Here is a 16,922-nt window from a genome sequence, read left to right on the forward strand (position 1 = left end):
TATCCATCCCTCGTCCGCTCCAAGACATGCAAAAGGCCCGACCGCGAGGTCGGACCTTTTTCGTGTTTTTGCGCTCTTTTCCCGGACTGCCTTCCTATCCGCTGCGCTCCGCAAGTCCTGCCCGCGCCTGTTAACTTTGACCCCCGCTTGACCGTCCGTTGACTTCCCGCAAACAAGCCGAAGGTATACTGGCACTATCTAGACCCGCACGCTACCCTATCGATGAGGAAAGAAGGACAAGCCATGGGAATCCATCGTTACTTCCGCTCGCTCGACGGGCTGGAACGCATTATCCGCTGCCCCGGCAAATTCAAGTTCGAACAGCACAGCGTGGCCGCGCACTCCTGGAAAGTGGTGCAGTACGCCAAGACGCTCGCCGATATCGAAGAACAGCACGGTGCCGTGATCGACTGGAAAAAGCTGTACGAAATTACGAGCAGCCACGACTACGGCGAAATTTTTATCGGAGACATCAAAACGCCGGTCAAGCATTCTTCCCCGGAACTCCGCCAGCTGATCCAGCAGGTCGAAGAAGGCATGATCGCGCATTTTATCGAGGAAAATATTCCGGAAGACTTCAAGCCGACGTTCCGCAGACAGCTGCGCGAAGGCAAGGACGATTCGATCGAAGGCCTGATTCTCGAAGTCGCGGACAAAATGGATCAGGTGTACGAAGCGTTCGCCGAACTGCAAAAAGGCAATACGGAAAAAGAGTTCGTCGTCATGTACCGCAACGCGCTCGTCAAGATCAAGCGGATCAAGCTGGCCTGCGTCGATTATTTCCTGGATCATATTTTGCCGGAAATGGTCAACGAAGAAACGCTCTCGCCGGTCGATATCAAGCGCATCACGGAAGAAGCGTTGGCCCTGTAAGGAACAACGCAAGCCGCAGCGGCATACACGCCCGGCGGCCGTTCACGGCCAAGCAGGCATTCCCGGACAACGTCCAGGGAATTTTTTTGTCGTGGCGCCTGTCAGTCCAGCGGCAGGTCTTGCGACAGCGCGCGGAACTGCCGCAGATACGGCGCGACCTCGTCGGTGACGCCGAGCAGATAGCGCAGCGACGCAAGGCGCCGCTTCTCCTCTGCGGGCGTCGACCCCTGGAAGAGCGAATAGTCGTGGCGGATCGAGCCTTTGCGATAGCGCACGTCGAACAGCGTCCCGCTGCGCCAATCGGCGAGCGGGCTGACGTTGCTGCCAAGCACGTCGAGCCGGAAGCCGGGGCTCCGGTACGAGAAGCTGTAATCCGGGTCGGCCTGGGCGTGGACCACCTGGTAGCCTTGATTCAATTTGTTCTGCGCAAACAGGCCGGTACGAATCCCGTTCGAGAACATGAGACCGTCCGGAGCGTACACCTGCTCGGTCCATACGCCTCTGCCGTTCATCTCGTCGGCGCTCCATGTGCCGTTGTAGACGATTTTGTGCAGCCGGCCCGTGGCGGAATCGAGATACGTATTGACGTATTTGCCTGTGCCGCTGCGTTTGCCGGACTTGAACGTGCCGGAATAGGTCTTGCTTGGGCTCCATGCGAGCGTGCCGCGTCCGTGCGGCTGTCCGTTTCGGACTTCGCCGTAATAGCTTGCGCCGGACGGCAGCTTCAGCGCTTGCTTGGCGGAAGCCGCCTGCGCCGAAGAGGTAACCGCAGGCAGCGGCAGCGGAGCCAGTCCGGCCAGCGGCACGGCCGCGACGAGCAGCAGCGTAAGCAGCTTTTTGTTGTTCATGGGTGTCGGATCTTCCTTTCGCCTTGGGCTTGAAATAGGGGATGGGCCGGGTTTGGAGGGGACTCGTTTGGATATCGGAAAAAATCCGAAATCCCGATAGCGGTTCAAATTCCCGATAACGGCATGAGACCCGCTGTTATCGCTCTTTTCGTCCGCTTTGGACGAAATAACTGCGTAGGAGCACCTATTTCCCTCTATTATTCTATTTTAGACGGAATAGCTGCGTAGGAGCAGTTATTTCCTCATATAGGCATCCCAAACTCCTTTTTTCCGCAAAATAAATGCTTCTACGCAGTTATTCACTTTCCTCCCGGCTTTTCGGCAAAATAAGTGCGCTCACGCAGTTAATTCGATTCGCGTCCGGGCGTAATTCGATTCGTACCCCGGGCGTTTCGTGCATCCTGTTCATTCCTGTCGATCCGGTTGATTCCTGTCGATTGCGCTCACTTCTGTTCACCCCGTTCATTCGATTCGTACCCCGGGCATACCGTTCATCTTGTTTATTCCTAACAATCCGGTGGATCCTTGTCGAATACGTTCGTCCCGTTCATTACTATCGACTTCGTTCATTTTATCGATTCCACTAGTCCCTGTCCGTCCCCGTTCATTCCATCGATTCCACTCATCCCTGTCCGTCCCTGTCGTCCCCGTCCCCGTTCATCCTATCGATTCCGTCTTTGCCTGTCCGTCCCCGTCTATACCCGCTCATACTCCTTCATGCCCGCTCGTCCCCGTCCATACCCGCTCAAGCGGCCGGGCTTTACGCCAAGTCCGCTTCGCATAGCGGCCCGCTTCGCACAGCCCGGCCGCTAACGCCGGTCCGCCGAAGCTTTCAGCGCGCTGAGCGCGATCGCCGAAAATTCGAGCGGATGGTCGAGCTGGGGCAGGTGGCCGCAGCCTTCCATCCGGATCAGCGACGAATGCAGAATCTTCTCGTGCGCATACCGGCACAGCTTGCGGTTGAACGACGAATCCCATTCGCCCATCACGATCAGCACCGGGCAGCCGATCTCGCCCAGCCGCCGGCGCGATTGGCTCAGCAGCGGGCGCTCCATCGCGGGGCGGGAAGCGTAGCGTACCGCCCCGCCGAGATACATCTCCTTGAACCGCGCCCGCGCGCCGCGTTCGCGCGGCACGGTGTGGCGCCAGTAGCGGCTGCGCAGGAATCGGGCGGCCGCGCGCTCGATGCCTTCGCGCCGGACGCGGCGGGCATCGCCGAAGCGTTCCCAGATCATCTGCGGCGGCGGAATCGTGCCGTTCAGCCACGGCGAGACGAGCACGAGCTGCTCGACGTATTCCGGATGGGCCAGCGCAAAATCGATCGCGATCGCGCCCCCGGTACACGCTCCGATGATCGAAGCGCGGCGCAGGCCGAAATAATCGAGGATCGCTTTGAGATCGAGATACGGGCTGAACGGTCCGGAGACAGCCTCGCTGCGACCGTACCCGCGCCGATCGTAGCGAATGACGGTGAAGCTGCGCGCCAGCACCCGGACCTGGTCGTCCCAGACGTCCAGATTGCAATGTTCGCCGTGCAGCAGCACGAGCGGACTGCCTTCGCCCTGCACCGAGATATGGAACCGGATGCCTCCGATCGTATAGATGCCCGTTCGATTCATGAATGACCCGCCGCCCTTCTTCGCCTGTTTGGATGCTCTCTTACCCGTTACCCGCCCTTGCTCTTTTCCGAATCTTTGCAGCTTCTTCGCGCCACTTTCCGCCCATATGTAAATACTTGTTCCCTTTTTCGATAAATATGGTACACTTTCACGTATGCCAGAGGAAACTTCGCGCGTAACGGCGGGGAATTCGGGACCTTCGCGTTCTTTTTTTATTTTTTCCGGAAAAATTTGAAACGAAACCGCCCGCTTCCCGTAGTACCGACAGGCAAGTGTAACTACCAACATATCACCCCGAAAGGATTGTAACGGAAATGGAAATGGGCTACAGTCATTTGTTCGAAATGAGCACCTTCCTCGAAGCGTTCGGCACGCTCCAGGGTTGGGGATTCATTTTGTCGCTGATCGTCATCGAAGGACTGTTGTCGGCCGATAACGCGCTTGTTCTCGCCGCCATCGTCAACAAGCTCCCCGAAAAGCAGAGAAAAAAAGCGCTGCTCTACGGATTATGGGGCGCTTACGTCTTCCGGATCATCGCAATCGGAGTCGGCATCTATCTGGTCCAGATCGCCTGGGTCAAATATATCGGCGCCGCGTACCTGCTCTGGATCGCCATCAAGCACTTCTGGGATAAATCCAGAGCCAAAGACGGCGACGACGAAGAGAACGAAGAAGAATCGGGCCTGCAGAAGATGCTCGCCAAGACGGGCCTCAGCCTGTTCGTACGCACGATCATCACGGTCGAAATGATGGACATCGCGTTCTCGATCGACTCGATCCTGGCCGCGTTCGCCGTCTCGCCGAACCCGTGGATCCTGATCGCCGGCGGTCTGCTCGGCATCCTGATGATGCGTCTGGTCGCTACGTTCATTCTCAAGCTCATGGACAAAATTCCGGAACTTGAAAATGCGGCTTTCGTCCTGATCTTCATTATCGGCGTCAAGATGATTCTCGACACCGCCGACATCTACCATATGGGACATGCGACGTTCTTTATTATTCTCGTAGCCGTATTCGCGATCACGTTCTTGATCAACCGGATTCGCGTCAGCAAAAACGCCGCGCATTAAGCGGTCTTTCCGTTTTCCGATTTCATACCAAAAGGCCCTTCCCGTCGTTGACGGGATAGGGCCTTTTTCGTATCGGTATTGCGCCGCGGCCGGGAAAACCGGCAAGTTACAAAGCGGCAGGCGCAGCCGGTACGCGCAGCGGCTTGAGCGCTCCGCTCCAGGCGAGGACTTGATCGAGCATACCGTTGAGGTTCACGAGATGCAGGTCGGCGGGCTTGAACACCGAACCGTTCTCGAAGTCGGTGAACAGCGACAGCGCCGGATGGACGCGGACGTCGGCTACCGACAGTTCGCCCAAAATGCCGCGCAGATGTTCGGCTGCGCGCGCGCCGCCTACGGAACCGTAGCTCACGATGCCGGCCGCTTTGTTGTTCCATGCTTCGCGGGCGTAGTCCAACGCGTTCTTGAGCGAAGCCGACAGGCTGTGGTTATACTCCTGCACGATGAAGACGAATCCGTCCAACTCGGCCAGCTTGGCGTTCCAGGCTGCGGCGCCTTCGGCCGCGTCGGCTTCGCCCAGCAGCGGCAGACGGTAATCCGCGATGTCCACGATCTGATAATTCGCGTCTCCGCGCTCGTCCGCGATCCGCTGTACCCACTCGCCCACCTGCGGGCTCAGACGACCTTGACGCGTACTTCCCAAAATGATGCCGATATTCAACTTTTCCATGATTGATTCCTCCATTTAGATCGATTTGTTTGGCTTATTTGATTTGACGAATTTCTTTGACTTTATATTTATCTTTAACTAACTTTTTGTTATAAACGAATCATAGCACAGCCTTTTTCGCTAAGCAATACTTTTTACTTACTTTTTTATATATAATTATTTTTCGTGTAAAATAGATCAAAAAACCGGACAAGTCCTCAAGGACCTGTCCGGTTTTTCGTCTGTTTGTTTGTGCGTTTGTGCGTACGTTCGTCTGTTCTAAGCGTCCAGCCGGAAACGGTTCAGTTCCCGCTGCATTTCCTCGCGCACCTGAAGCAGCTCTTTGACCTTGCCGCCGATCTCCTCGAACGAACGTTTCTGTTCGTCGGTGGACGCGGTAATCTCTTCGCTGCCGGCGGCCGACTGCTCGGTCACGGCGCTGATATTCTCGATCGCCTGCTGCACCTGCATGCTCAGGCGGCGCGACTGTTCCATGTCGTCGGACAGCTTGCCGACGCTGCCGGCGATCTGCCGCACTTTGCCGCTGATCGCGCCGAACGAACGCTCCGTCGTCGCGGAAGCTTCTTCCTGCTGCCGGAACAGGTCGAGGCTCTGGCCGACCGAACCTTTGACGCGCTGCATGGAAGCGGCGATCTCTTCCACGGCGGTAAAAATCTCGCGGGCGGCCGAATCGGACTGGTCCGCCAGCTTGTTCACTTCGCCCGCGACCACGGCGAAGCCTCTGCCCGCCTCGCCGGCGCGCGCCGCTTCGATCGAAGCGTTGAGCGACAGCAGCGTCGTCTGCTTGGCGATCTGGGCCACATGCTCCGTCATGAGCGAGATCCGTCCGGCATTGTGCTCAAGCTCGCGCACCGTCTGCTCGACTTCCGCCATCGCGGAACGGTTCACGCTCGTAATGCGCAGCTGTTCGCGCATGACCGCTTCGCCGTGCTCGACGAAGTTCAGCGCTTCTTCGGTAGCGGTCGAAGACTGGACGGTCTCTTCCAGGTTCACTTCGAAATTGCGCTGCATGCCGTCAACCACTTCCACCGTGTGGCCGAGGTCTTCCGCGATGCGCTGGCTGCCGATCGCCAGCTCCTCGGTGGACGTCGCCACCTGGGAGACGATCTCCTGCATTTTGTCGTTCTGTCCGTCGAGTTCCGCAGCGACGCGATCCAGCACGCCTCCGCTGTTCTCGATCGAGCGCACGATACCGCGCAGATTGTCGACCATGACGCCGAACGCGTTATTCAGCTCGTCCAGTTCGTCGCGGCCTGTCGATTTTTCCAGATGCAGGCTCAGGTCCCCGTCCGCGATCCGCACGGCCGCGTCTTTCATCGTGCGGATACGCTGCGCCAGCTTGCGTGCGAATCGGGCGTTGAACCAGCTGAGCGCGATCAGCAGCACCGCCGCGCCCGCCAGCGCGATCTGCCACGTCAGTTGAATACTGGCCGTCAGGTCGGCGGTGTAGGCGTCGTAATGCTGCTTGGTCAGGACGTCCAGCCGGTACGCGTCGTTCTGGATACCTTGAATGCGCGCGGCTTGGCGCTTCGCTTCCGGGCTGTTCTGACTGCCGATCGCCTGCAGCGATTGCTCCGACAATTCCGTGAACTTCTCGTCGATCGAAGCCAGCCAGTTCAGCTGCTCCGGCGTATCGAGGCTGCTGTCTTCGCTGTCCGTCAGTTGGCCAAGCGTAGCTTCGACCGTTGCGATATGTCCGGTCACTTCGGATTTGTTGCTCTCGGTCATCGAGAACGAGTAGCCGTCCAGCGACTGGCTCAGCTGGTCCAGATCCGCGCTCAGCTGCTGCACATTCAGCATGTCCGGCACAAGCGTCCGGTTCTGGGAATTGATCTGAAGCAGCTGCACGATGATATAGGCGACGAGCGCCAAGGAAGCCACGAGCGAAATCATGGCGTTGAAGAGCAGTTTACCCTGTAGTTTCATGACTGTTTCCTCCGTCCGGTTTTAGGGAAGCTGAATGGCGATTTCGCCCGAGATCAGGCTTTTCGTCAGCTCTTCGATCTGCGCTTGTTGCTGAGGCGTCAAGGTAACGGCTCTAATCGGCGCGATGCCTACGCCTTCTTCCTTGAGGCCGAATACCATATCTTTTTGCGGAAAAGTCCCTTTATTGTCGTTGAACGTGCCAACCGCGGTAAAAATGGCATTGTCGACGTTTTTGACCATCGACGTGATGACCGCTTTTTCCGCGATAAAGAACTGGTCCGTATCGACGCCGATCGCATACTTGCCTTGACGCTCCGCTTCCTGCAGCGCGCCGACTCCCGTCAGACCCGCTGCCGCGTAGATGACGTCGATCCCGTCTGTTTGCATCATGGAAGACGCGATCGTCGAACCGAGCTTCGAGTCGCCGAAGTCGCCGGCATAGACCGATTTGACAGTGGCTGCCGGATTCGCCGCTTTGACGCCCTGCTCGTAGCCGAACTGGAACTTTTTGAGCAGGTCCGATTCGACGCCGCCGAGAAATCCGACTTTGCCGCTTTTGGAAGCCAAGCCCGCCGCGACGCCGGCAAGATAACTGCCTTCTTCTTCCTTGAACGTGAGCGAAGCGACGTTCGGCAGCTCCGACGTGTCGTCGACGATCAGAAACTGCTTGTCGGGATGCGCTTTGGCGGCCGTTTCCAGACTTTCTTTGACCATGTATCCGAGGCCGATGATCAAGTCGTTGTCTTTCTCGATCAGCTGCTTGAACGCCTCGTCGTAACTGCCCGCCCGATCGATCTCGCGATAATCGAACAAGATGCCCTGATCGTCGCGCGCTTTGACCAATCCGCGGAAAGCGGCGTCGCTGTAAGACTGGTCGCCGAGACCGACGTCGGACAAGACGACGCCGACTTCCGGGCGTTCCGCGGCCGAAGCCGCCGGCGTTTCTTGAGAACCGCATGCCGAGAGCAGCAGCAGCGAGGCCAAGGCGGTAATCCAGGTCAGATGCTTGGCTAATTTGACTTTTTGCATATTTACACCCCATTAAATGGTCTACAACTCTTCTTCATTTATCGCCCGATAAGCGCTAACTTGTTAGAACAAATTCACGCAAAAACCGATTTTATTTAGCCGGGCGAAGCATTAAAGCCGAAAAAGACGTCGAAACCGTTTTAAAAGGAAATTTAAGGGATAGTGCTATAGCTTTTTCAGATAATCAAGTCTGATGGCAAACGCCGTTTTGGATTTGCGGCCGCTTTGTCCGATATAATGGAGACCATCCGAACCGAAGAAAGAAGGAGATCCTATGACTTTGCCTCATCTGCGCCTGCCGGCCCCTTCCGGCCCTTATGCCGTCGGCTTCCTGGACGGCACGTTCGCTTCGCCTGTACCCGGCGGAGGCGCCGAAGAGATCAGCTTCCGCTGCTTCTATCCGGCCCGGTCCGCGCTCGGCCGTCCGGCGCCTTACTACCCCGATCCGCAAATGGCCGACATGCAGGCGAGCCTGCCGATGTTCGAACCGTTCGGCGCGCTGCTGCACGCGATGGCGGTCATGCCGACGCATGGATTTGCGCAGGCGCCCGTCGCGGACCTTGACGGCGAGCGCTTCCCCGTGCTGGTCTATTCGCACGGCTACATGTCCTTTGCGCTGTCGAACCTGATCCAGCACGAAGAACTGGCCAGCCGCGGCTACGTCGTCTTCGCGATGTCGCATCCGGGCGACGCGTTCTGCACCGTACTTCGCGACGGCAGCCGGGTCGGGATCAATCCGGACACCGTCCGGCGCGCGACCGAAGACAATATGCGCTTCATGCAGGAGATCGGCAAAAGCGACCCCGATTCGCTGACGACCGAAGAGATCTCGGCGTATCTGCGCACCGCGCACGAACTCGGCGCACGGGTCGAAGCATGGGCGCGGCATACGATCGACGCGTTCGACGAAATCGAAAAGATGGCAAGCGATCCGCATTCTCCCCTGCACGGCAAATTGGATCTGCGCGGGTTCGGCCTGTTCGGCCATTCGCTGGGCGGCGCTTCGTCGCTGCATACGGCGCTGCTCGACGAGCGGGTGCTCGCCGCCGTCAACCTCGACGGCTGGCAGTACGGCGCCGGCCTGCTGGAGCGGACGATGCCGGTGCCGGGTCTGGTCATGGCCACCGGGGAGCACCATCTGCCGGGCAATTTCCGGACGGACGATACGAACCTGACGTATGCCGTCGTCTCGGGCAGCACGCACTGGTTCTTCTGCGACATGGCCGTGCTGGCCGAAGCGCCGCTCAAAACGATCGAACCTTCGGTCACGATCGACGGCTCCGTCATGTCGCAGCTGACGTCCGACCTGCTGTCGGCCTTTTTCGACCGGCATGTGCGCGGCCGATCCGAAGCTTCGCTCGAAGCAGCGGCAGATCGCTATCCGCAGAACGTGCGGATCAAGCATCCGGTCTAGGCCGGACAGATTGCCCGTTTATTCGACAGAGATGTCGGCCGATAAACCCGTTTGGAGACGATAGCAATTCTTTATCCCTACACAATCCGACATTTTCCCCTATAATAATGAGCAATAAGCCACTTAACGCGTCTTGTTATGTATGGGACACTTGAGAGATGAATATCGACAGACTGCACTTCGCAGCGGGAACAGACAAAAGGGAGAGACGGAAGATGGATATCTTGAAGCGCAATCATGTGACGGTGATCGGAAGCGGCAGCCGCACGCTCGTATTCGGGCACGGCTTCGGCTGCGACCAAAAAATGTGGAGGCTGGTCGCGCCGCGTTTTGCCGATCGGTATCGCGTCGTGCTGTTCGATTACGTCGGGTCCGGACATTCCGACCTGGGCCAGTACGATCCGGTCAAGTACGGCGAACTGAACGGCTATGCCGACGACCTGCTGGAAGTCATGGAGGCGCTTGAATTAAGAGACGCCGTATTCGTCGGCCATTCGGTCAGCAGCATGATCGGCGCGCTCGCTTCGATCCGCAGACCCGAATATTTCGGCCAACTCATCATGGTCGGCCCTTCCCCGCGCTATCTCAACGATCTCCCGGACTACTACGGAGGCTTCGACCGCGAAGACATCGAGGAGCTGCTGGAGATGATGCAGCTCAATTTCAGCGGTTGGGCCAGCCATATGGCGCCGGCCGCGATGAAAAACGCGGAACGGGCGGAACTGGCCGAAGAACTTGAGCAGCAGTTCGCGTCCCGGGACCCGCGGATCGCCCGTCAGTTTGCCGAAGTGACGTTTTACTGCGATTGCCGCGATATCCTGAGCCAGGTCACGGTGCCTACGCTCATTCTCCAGTGTGCGGAAGACAGCATCGCTCCGCTCGAAGTCGGCGATTTCCTGCATCATCGCCTGGCCGGCAGCACGCTGAATCATATGACGGCCAAAGGCCATTATCCGCAGCTCAGCCAACCGGACGAAACGTTTTCTCGCATCGACGAATACCTGACCGTTCTCTGAGGACAGCGGAAGAAAGGCAGACCCATTATGGATAGTCATCTGGATCGCGTGCCCGGCGGATATTTCTCGATCTCCGAATCGGGATTCGTGCGGTCGGTCAATCGGAATTTTCTCGACATGCTCGGCCTCGGCAGCGCCGAAGAACTGGTCGGACAGCACCTCGAATCGGTCCTGTCCGTCACCAACAAAATGTTTTTCCATACGTACTTCTACCCGCAGATCCAGCTCTACGGCCGGGTGGACGAGATGTACTTTTCTTTCCGCGCGGCGGACAAACAGAAAGTGCCGGTCCTGCTCAACGCCATGCGCCGGGAGCAGAGCGGCGAAGGGACGATCGACTGTATCGCGCTGCTTATGCGCAAGCGTCTGGAATACGAGAAAGACACGCTGCGCAGCAAGCGCGAGCTCGAAGACCTGTACACGGAGACCCGCGCGCTGAACGGCCGGCTGGAGACGCTGCACGCCGAATACGAGCGGAAGCAGCAGGAATTGATGGAGATGAACGATCGCCTGGAGACGCTGGCTTCGACCGATCCGCTAACGGGTTTGCACAACCGGCGCTTTTTCCAGTCGTGCCTGCGCAGCGAATGGGCCGGCAGCCTGAACGGCGGCGGCTCCCTGTCCCTGTTGATCCTCGATATCGACCATTTCAAAAAAATCAACGACACGTACGGGCATCCGGTCGGCGACTTCGTGCTGACCGAGCTTGCCCGCCTGCTGCGCGAACAATCGGGTCCGCAGGACGTATGCGCCCGGTTCGGCGGCGAAGAATTCGTCGTGCTGCTGCCCGGCCGGGGCCGCTCCGAAGCGGTCGCGGCGGCGGAGCATATTCGCGGCCTGATCGAAGCCGCGGCCTTCGGCCCGCACCGCATTACGGTCAGCATCGGCGTCGAGACGTCCGCGGCCGGCTCGGCGGAATCCGGTTCGGCGGAAGCCGGCGAGACCGAAGAGTCGCTGCTGGACCGGGCCGACCTGGCGCTGTACGCCTCCAAGACCGGCGGCCGCAACCGGGTGACGCATGCCCGGGACCTGCCGCCGGGCGATTGACAGAGGCCGCCTATTCGCGGCCGCTTTCCCGCCTCGAATAGGCGGCAGACGCGGCGGCCGCGAAGCGGACCCGCCGCGATCCTTCCTACGGAAAGCAGGTTGAGCCATGTCCCCGCAGCCCGAACCGGCACGCGTGCTGATTCTGCGTTACGCCGGCCCCCGCCGGGGAGTCGGCTTCGAGTTTTACCCGGTCCGAGACGGCGAACGCGCTCCGGAGATCCGGTCCGTCTTCCTGCACGAGATCGACGCCGAGTTCGTTATCGCCTTGATTCGAACCCAATATCCGCTTACGGACCCCGAGACAGGGCAGCTTGCGCAGGCGTTCGACCCGTGTTGGGACAATGCCGTTCCGAAGCCCGTCTGGCGGGAGATCTTGGAGGAACTGAATCGGCTTGCGCCGGCAGACCCCGAAGAAAAAGCTTTCGTACGCACGTTTGCCGACTGGCTGAACGAAGCGCTGGAAGCCGGCGATTTCATTACGGTGGCCGGCAATCTATAACGATTCGCAGGCAGGCTTTGGCCGCTGCCCGAGCCCATTTATAACTTGCGATTCTCCGTTTACGAACCCGATTCCCGCACGCAAAGGAGCCAATGCGCATGGAGAACTGGACCCGCCCGGCCTGGAGCCGGTTGACCGCTCAAGAGAAGACGCGGCAGATGGAACTGCTATGCACAAGACTGCCAGTAGGATTTGAATGGATCGGCCTCGAGACCTTCGAGCGGTTCGGCCTATCGACAAAGACCGGCCTGTTTGCGTGCGAAGACACGGAGTTTGTCTTCGTGCCCGGCGATACGGTGACGCTCGGTTGGGACGCGGTACCCGACACGGCGGAGCCGCTTTCCGGCACGCACCGGCAGATGCTGCATCTGCTGCGGGAGCTCGGCGTGCCGCCGGAAGAGACCGAAGCGCGGATGCGGGATTGGGTATCGCCCGTGCGCCGGGCTGAGATCCGCCCGATGCTGGTCGAACGCCGCTGCGTGTCCGCGGCGTGGAACGAATGGCCGATCGGGGAGTTGGACCCGGCGGAAGACGCCGACATGCTGAAAGCCGTCGAAGCTTTCCGGCAGTCCCCGCATAGCAGCCTCGAATCGGATCAGGAGTATCTGCTTGAACGCGAACACGATTCGATCCGGCTGTATGCGTTCGACGACAGCGAACATTTCGAAGAATGGTCCGCCGGCAATATCGGCGCGGGCTTGGATCTTCCGAGCGAAGACGAATGGGAATATCTGTACGGATCGGGCAGCCGGACCTTTTTCCCGTGGGGCGACGATATCGACCCGTCGATGCGGCTGCGGCATCTGCCTTCCGCCGCTTCCGGCGCATACGACCTGGAGCGGCCGAATGCGTACGACCTGGAACAGCCGAACGGATTCGGCCTGTGCTTTCCGGGCGATCCGTACAAAAAAGAGCTGGTGCGCACAGCGGGCGGATGGACCGGCAAAGGCGGGGACGGCGGCTCGAACGTGCACGGCGGATTTGGCCCGTTCGCGTCTTACCTGCCGACCGGAACCTTTTTCCGCGATCCGTTCGAACCGGAACTGGACTGGAGCGAATGGCTGAGCTCGCTCGTGTTCCGGCGGATCGTCAGGCTGTAGCCTGCGCGCCGGATCGCCACAAAAAAGACCGTCCGAGCTTCGCGAAACGCGAAGTTCGGACGGTCTTTCCTTTGCTTTTTTCCGAAGACAAGGCCGTATTAATCAGCTTGCTGCCCTGCCGGGTCCGGGTTAGCTGCGGGCTGCGACCGCGGGAATATCGGCCTGTCTGCCGGCTTCTTCGTCGCGCGCCGTGCCGAGTTCCTGTTCGTTCTGATGAAGTTCTTTGAGCATATTCCGGTAAATGTACGCTTCTTGACGGTTCAGTCCGTCGCGGTTCTCTTTCAAAATCCAGTTCTCCATGGTCTTTTTCAGAATCTCGCTTTTGCGTTCCAATACTTCCGTATAACTCATTGATCTTCATCCTTTCGCGCTTGGATTTCCGACGCCGCATGAATGCCTGAACATCTCATCCGACGTAACGTTTATCATTATACGGGAAAGGGGAAGCCGAACCAACGCGGCTCTGCCGGGCTGACGCAGGCCGAGAACTTCTGACCCGCGCAGAGAAACGTTCAGCCTGCCCGTCCGTACAAGTGCGGCCGAATGCTCCCTATTGCGGCCGATCCCGGACGCGCGGAACGTTGTTCGCCTTACGGCTGCCCCGCTTCCGCCTGCTCCAACTCGCGCATCAATTTCATGAGCTGCCGCGTCGTATTGACGTTGCGCACCGTCATCCGCGCGTACAGGGCGGAGCCGACCAGCTTGTTCATGCCGCTGCGCCCGGCTTCGGCCCGGTCGACCGCGAACAGCACCGCGCGCGGGGCGAACCGCACCTCCCCTACGCCCGGCGTAAGCGGCAGAGTCGCCGGAAGCGAGTCCTCGTCAACCTCGTCCCAGAGAAAAAACACGTCGCTTTTCATCTCGCCGCCGTTGCTCCACGTCTCGGGCAATACGTCGAAGATCGCCTGCATCTCTTCCAGACTGCGGATCAGCACGCGGATGCGCAGCCCGAAGACGGATTCGATCACCGCTTCCAGCAGCGGTCCCAATTCCGCCTGCGGCCGCTCGGTATCGGCGAACACGATATTGCCGGAATTGATATACGTCTTGACGCGCCGCATGCCCGCCGACTCGAACGCGGCCTGCAGCTCTTTCATGTTCACTTTGTTGTGGCCGCCTACGTTGATTCCGCGCAGCAGGGCTGTATAGATCATGGCGTGCTCTCCTTTTGACGGAACAGATTCACTTCAGCGGAAGCTGCCTGGACAACTGTTCGAACTTTTGCAGATGCGGCGCCACCTGACTCGCGATACTTTTCAAATACCGGATCGACGCCTGGCGTTCGCGTTCTTTGGCCGCCGATTCTTCCGGGAAAATGGAATAGCCGCGCGATACCGCTCCTTTTTGATACGCGACGCCGAACAATTCCCCTTTTTTCCAGGATGCAAGCAGGTTCCCGCCGCCGGCCAGCACGTTAAGGCGCATTCCTTGATCCTTATAGGTATATCCGTATTCCGGATCGGCTTCGGCATGTATGGCTTCGTAGCCCGCAGACCACGCGTTATCGCGGAAAACGCCGGTGCGGATCTCGTTCAGGATTACGCGGCCGCTTGCTTCCATCCGCTTATGCGTCCATGTACCTTCGCCGTTCATCCGATCGTTGGCCCACGTTCCCGTATAGACGATTTTGTGCCGGAATCCCGTGTCGGCGTCCGTGTAGGCGTTGATGTATTTGCCCATCCCCGAACGTTTGCCTTGTTCGAAGCTGCCGGAGTAGGTCTTGCTGCCCGGCCAGCGAATCGTGCCGCGTCCGTCGGGCAGCCCGTTCTCGGCTTGTCCGTAATAAGTCGCTCCGCCCGCGAGCGTCAGCGACTGCTTGGCTGCGGCGGCATGCACAGCGGTACCGGTCGGATACGCCGACGCCGCGCCGGCCAGCGATAAAGCGATCAGCATGGCGGCGGACAGCCGGATCGAGGCGTGCCTCATTGTGTTGGTTTTCTTCGTTTTGCGCATAATAAAATTCTCCTTTGTCGTTCAAGTTGGGCCGCGACGAAACGCTGCCGGAAATAGACGCTGCCGAATCCGTTTTCCCCTGCTTCCCGGCGCCTCTTTTTGTTAACGCTGGCGGAGTCCTTAAGGTTGCCCGAAAAAGAAAAAAAGCCCGCTTCAATCGCGGGCTTTCGAACAATCGGTGTGATTAAGCCGGCATCTGTTCGCCGGAGAGGCGGGTGCGCGCGGACGGAGCCCCGACAAGCGGCAGATCGGCCGGAGCTTCGTCGTGCGAATCCGCGACCAGTTCGTTCAGGCCGACGATCAGCCCTTCCAGTTCCCGGAAGCTGGCTACCATCTGGCGCGTCAGGTTCCGCTGCTCTTCCATGCCCGCCAAAATTTCTTCCGAAGCGGCGCTGGACTGCTCGGTCAGACTCGAAATTTCCGTCACTTCGCCCACGACGCGGCTGGACGAATCTCTCATGATTACGGAGCTGCTCTGCATGTTCGAAGCCTGCAGCAGCACTTCCCGCGAACTGTCGTTGATCGTCCGGAACGCTTCTTCCGCCGTATGCACCACTTCGCGGCCTTCTTCGAGCGAAAGCTGCATCCGGTCGAACCGATCGGTCAGCTCGCGCGTGCGGCCCTGCAGTTTGGCCAGGATCGAAGCGATGTCCGTCGCCGATTTGCCCGAGTGCTCGGCCAGCTTGCGCACTTCGTCGGACACGACAGCGAAGCCTTTGCCGTGTTCGCCCGCGCGCGCCGCTTCGATCGCGGCGTTGAGCGCCAGCAGGTTCGTCTGCCGGGCAATGTCCGAGATGCCGTTCAGGATCTCGGTCATCGACTCGCTTTCCTTGTTGAAGTTCTGCATGTCGGCGGCTGCCGTCTTCATCGCCTCGTACAGATCGTCCATCTGCGTGTTGAGCAGGTCCATCTTGGAACTGCCGATTTCCGTGCTGCCCGCCATATCCGAGGAGATGCCTTTCATCTGCTGCGAATATGAAGCGACGTCCTGGATATGCCCGTCCGTCATCGCAAGCGATTCGGAGATTTCCGCGACGTTGGCCGCCTGCAGTTCGACGCCGCGCGCCACTTCGCCGAAGCCGAGCGTGATCTCGTCGGAGACCGAAACGGTGTCGTTGACTTTACGTTTCAACTCTTCCGTGTATTCGGTCAGCCCTTCCACCGATTCGCGTACGCGGTTCAGCATGGACTCGACGCGAACCTGCGATTTCTCCACTTCTTCCCGGCGCTTCTCGCTGCTCAGGAACAGCTTCTTGTTGACGTTCGACAGCGTGATCAGAATGATACCGGCCACGGTGAACATGCTCAGGTTGACGAGGTCGTTGAACAGCACCGTCGTATCGGCCGCGGGCTTGAGCAGCATGTGCACGATGTAATACGCAAGCACGATGCCGAACGAAATATTGTAGTGCTTCACGTTCGGATACAGCAGCAGCGGCAGCAGGACCAGGATGCCCTGAATGATGCTGATCTGATCCAGACTGATCACGATTGCGCTCAGGACGACCCATACGGTCGCGACCCACGGAATGATCCGAATCCCTTTTTTGAAAATGTTGGCCAGCGTAATCCCGATCGGCAGAATCATCGAGAGCAGGACAACCGTCACAAATTCCGGCACGATAATTGCCAGCGTCGCGCTGATCGAGAGAATCGCCCACATCATGTAGCTCACTAATTTGTTGCGTTTCCAGAGGATAACATCTTTACGATCCATTCCGACCCCGTCCTTTTCGTCGTGCATAATAGCGGTGCCGTCCATTGATGTAGAACGCTGTCGGTAAACGGCATTTCTTAATCGCGCACTTGTACGTACCGCTTTATAGATATCGGAAGAAGCAGGCAAGAGATTAAGCGA

General features: G+C 58.8%; 16 protein-coding genes. 7 read left to right on the plus strand and 9 right to left on the minus strand.

Annotated features, from left to right (window positions below; translation table 11 throughout):
• The first annotated feature begins 243 nt into the window (after positions 1-243).
• Positions 244-873, plus strand: a complete 630-nt coding sequence (locus tag FFV09_RS04785) for a YfbR-like 5'-deoxynucleotidase (RefSeq protein WP_141446618.1) — start codon at positions 244-246, stop codon at positions 871-873.
• A 101-nt stretch (positions 874-974) separates the two neighbouring features.
• Here FFV09_RS04785 and FFV09_RS04790 read toward each other — a convergent pair whose 3' ends face one another.
• Both FFV09_RS04790 and FFV09_RS04795 read right to left on the minus strand, forming a co-directional pair.
• Positions 975-1,721, minus strand: a complete 747-nt coding sequence (locus FFV09_RS04790) for an MORN repeat-containing protein (protein ID WP_141446619.1) — start codon at positions 1,719-1,721, stop codon at positions 975-977.
• Between the two features lie 809 nt (positions 1,722-2,530).
• Complete coding sequence (locus FFV09_RS04795; protein WP_170314940.1) at positions 2,531-3,340, minus strand: alpha/beta fold hydrolase; 810 nt, start codon at positions 3,338-3,340, stop codon at positions 2,531-2,533.
• Between the two features lie 314 nt (positions 3,341-3,654).
• On the opposite strand from FFV09_RS04795, the gene FFV09_RS04800 reads away from it, so the two are divergent.
• The gene (locus FFV09_RS04800; protein WP_141446621.1) at positions 3,655-4,410 is read left to right on the plus strand and encodes a TerC family protein; all 756 of its coding nucleotides are present in this window, start codon (positions 3,655-3,657) and stop codon (positions 4,408-4,410) included.
• 106 nt (positions 4,411-4,516) lie between these two features.
• Here the strand turns inward: FFV09_RS04800 and FFV09_RS04805 are convergent, their stop codons facing one another.
• The 3 genes from FFV09_RS04805 to FFV09_RS04815 all read right to left on the minus strand — a co-directional run bounded on the left by FFV09_RS04805 (position 4,517) and on the right by FFV09_RS04815 (position 8,035).
• A complete protein-coding gene (locus FFV09_RS04805; protein ID WP_141446622.1) occupies positions 4,517-5,080 on the minus strand; it encodes an NADPH-dependent FMN reductase in 564 nt (187 codons plus the stop codon).
• A gap of 258 nt (positions 5,081-5,338) precedes the next feature.
• Complete coding sequence (locus FFV09_RS04810; RefSeq protein WP_141446623.1) at positions 5,339-7,006, minus strand: methyl-accepting chemotaxis protein; 1,668 nt, start codon at positions 7,004-7,006, stop codon at positions 5,339-5,341.
• A gap of 21 nt (positions 7,007-7,027) precedes the next feature.
• Positions 7,028-8,035 carry a BMP family lipoprotein gene (locus FFV09_RS04815; RefSeq protein ID WP_141446624.1) on the minus strand — a complete coding sequence of 336 codons (1,008 nt, stop codon included), beginning with the start codon at positions 8,033-8,035 and terminating at the stop codon, positions 7,028-7,030.
• A 274-nt stretch (positions 8,036-8,309) separates the two neighbouring features.
• Here FFV09_RS04815 and FFV09_RS04820 point away from each other — a divergent pair, with 274 nt between their 5' ends.
• From FFV09_RS04820 to FFV09_RS04840, 5 genes are all read left to right on the plus strand, one after another.
• Positions 8,310-9,449 carry an alpha/beta hydrolase gene (locus tag FFV09_RS04820; RefSeq protein ID WP_141446625.1) on the plus strand — a complete coding sequence of 380 codons (1,140 nt, stop codon included), beginning with the start codon at positions 8,310-8,312 and terminating at the stop codon, positions 9,447-9,449.
• Positions 9,450-9,664: 215 nt separating this feature from the next.
• Positions 9,665-10,465: an alpha/beta fold hydrolase gene (locus FFV09_RS04825; RefSeq protein WP_141446626.1), complete on the plus strand. Its 801-nt coding sequence runs from the start codon at positions 9,665-9,667 to the stop codon at positions 10,463-10,465.
• Between the two features lie 27 nt (positions 10,466-10,492).
• Positions 10,493-11,512, plus strand: a complete 1,020-nt coding sequence (locus FFV09_RS04830) for a sensor domain-containing diguanylate cyclase (RefSeq protein WP_141446627.1) — start codon at positions 10,493-10,495, stop codon at positions 11,510-11,512.
• A gap of 106 nt (positions 11,513-11,618) precedes the next feature.
• Positions 11,619-12,011, plus strand: coding sequence for a hypothetical protein (locus FFV09_RS04835; RefSeq protein ID WP_141446628.1), 393 nt, complete (start codon positions 11,619-11,621; stop codon positions 12,009-12,011).
• Between the two features lie 98 nt (positions 12,012-12,109).
• On the plus strand, positions 12,110-13,111 hold the full coding sequence (locus FFV09_RS04840; RefSeq protein WP_141446629.1) for a formylglycine-generating enzyme family protein: 1,002 nt from the start codon (positions 12,110-12,112) through the stop codon (positions 13,109-13,111).
• A gap of 129 nt (positions 13,112-13,240) precedes the next feature.
• Here FFV09_RS04840 and FFV09_RS04845 read toward each other — a convergent pair whose 3' ends face one another.
• From FFV09_RS04845 to FFV09_RS04860, 4 genes are all read right to left on the minus strand, one after another.
• Positions 13,241-13,462 carry a hypothetical protein gene (locus FFV09_RS04845; RefSeq protein WP_141446630.1) on the minus strand — a complete coding sequence of 74 codons (222 nt, stop codon included), beginning with the start codon at positions 13,460-13,462 and terminating at the stop codon, positions 13,241-13,243.
• Positions 13,463-13,701: 239 nt separating this feature from the next.
• Positions 13,702-14,265: a DUF1697 domain-containing protein gene (locus tag FFV09_RS04850; protein WP_141446631.1), complete on the minus strand. Its 564-nt coding sequence runs from the start codon at positions 14,263-14,265 to the stop codon at positions 13,702-13,704.
• Between the two features lie 28 nt (positions 14,266-14,293).
• Positions 14,294-15,064 (minus strand): MORN repeat-containing protein, encoded by a 771-nt coding sequence (locus FFV09_RS04855; protein ID WP_246098476.1) that lies wholly within the window; start codon positions 15,062-15,064, stop codon positions 14,294-14,296.
• A gap of 184 nt (positions 15,065-15,248) precedes the next feature.
• Positions 15,249-16,781 carry a methyl-accepting chemotaxis protein gene (locus FFV09_RS04860; protein ID WP_170314941.1) on the minus strand — a complete coding sequence of 511 codons (1,533 nt, stop codon included), beginning with the start codon at positions 16,779-16,781 and terminating at the stop codon, positions 15,249-15,251.
• Between the last annotated feature and the right edge of the window lie 141 nt (positions 16,782-16,922).

It is taken from the genome of Saccharibacillus brassicae (genome assembly GCF_006542275.1).
Lineage (GTDB): Bacteria > Bacillota > Bacilli > Paenibacillales > Paenibacillaceae > Saccharibacillus > Saccharibacillus brassicae.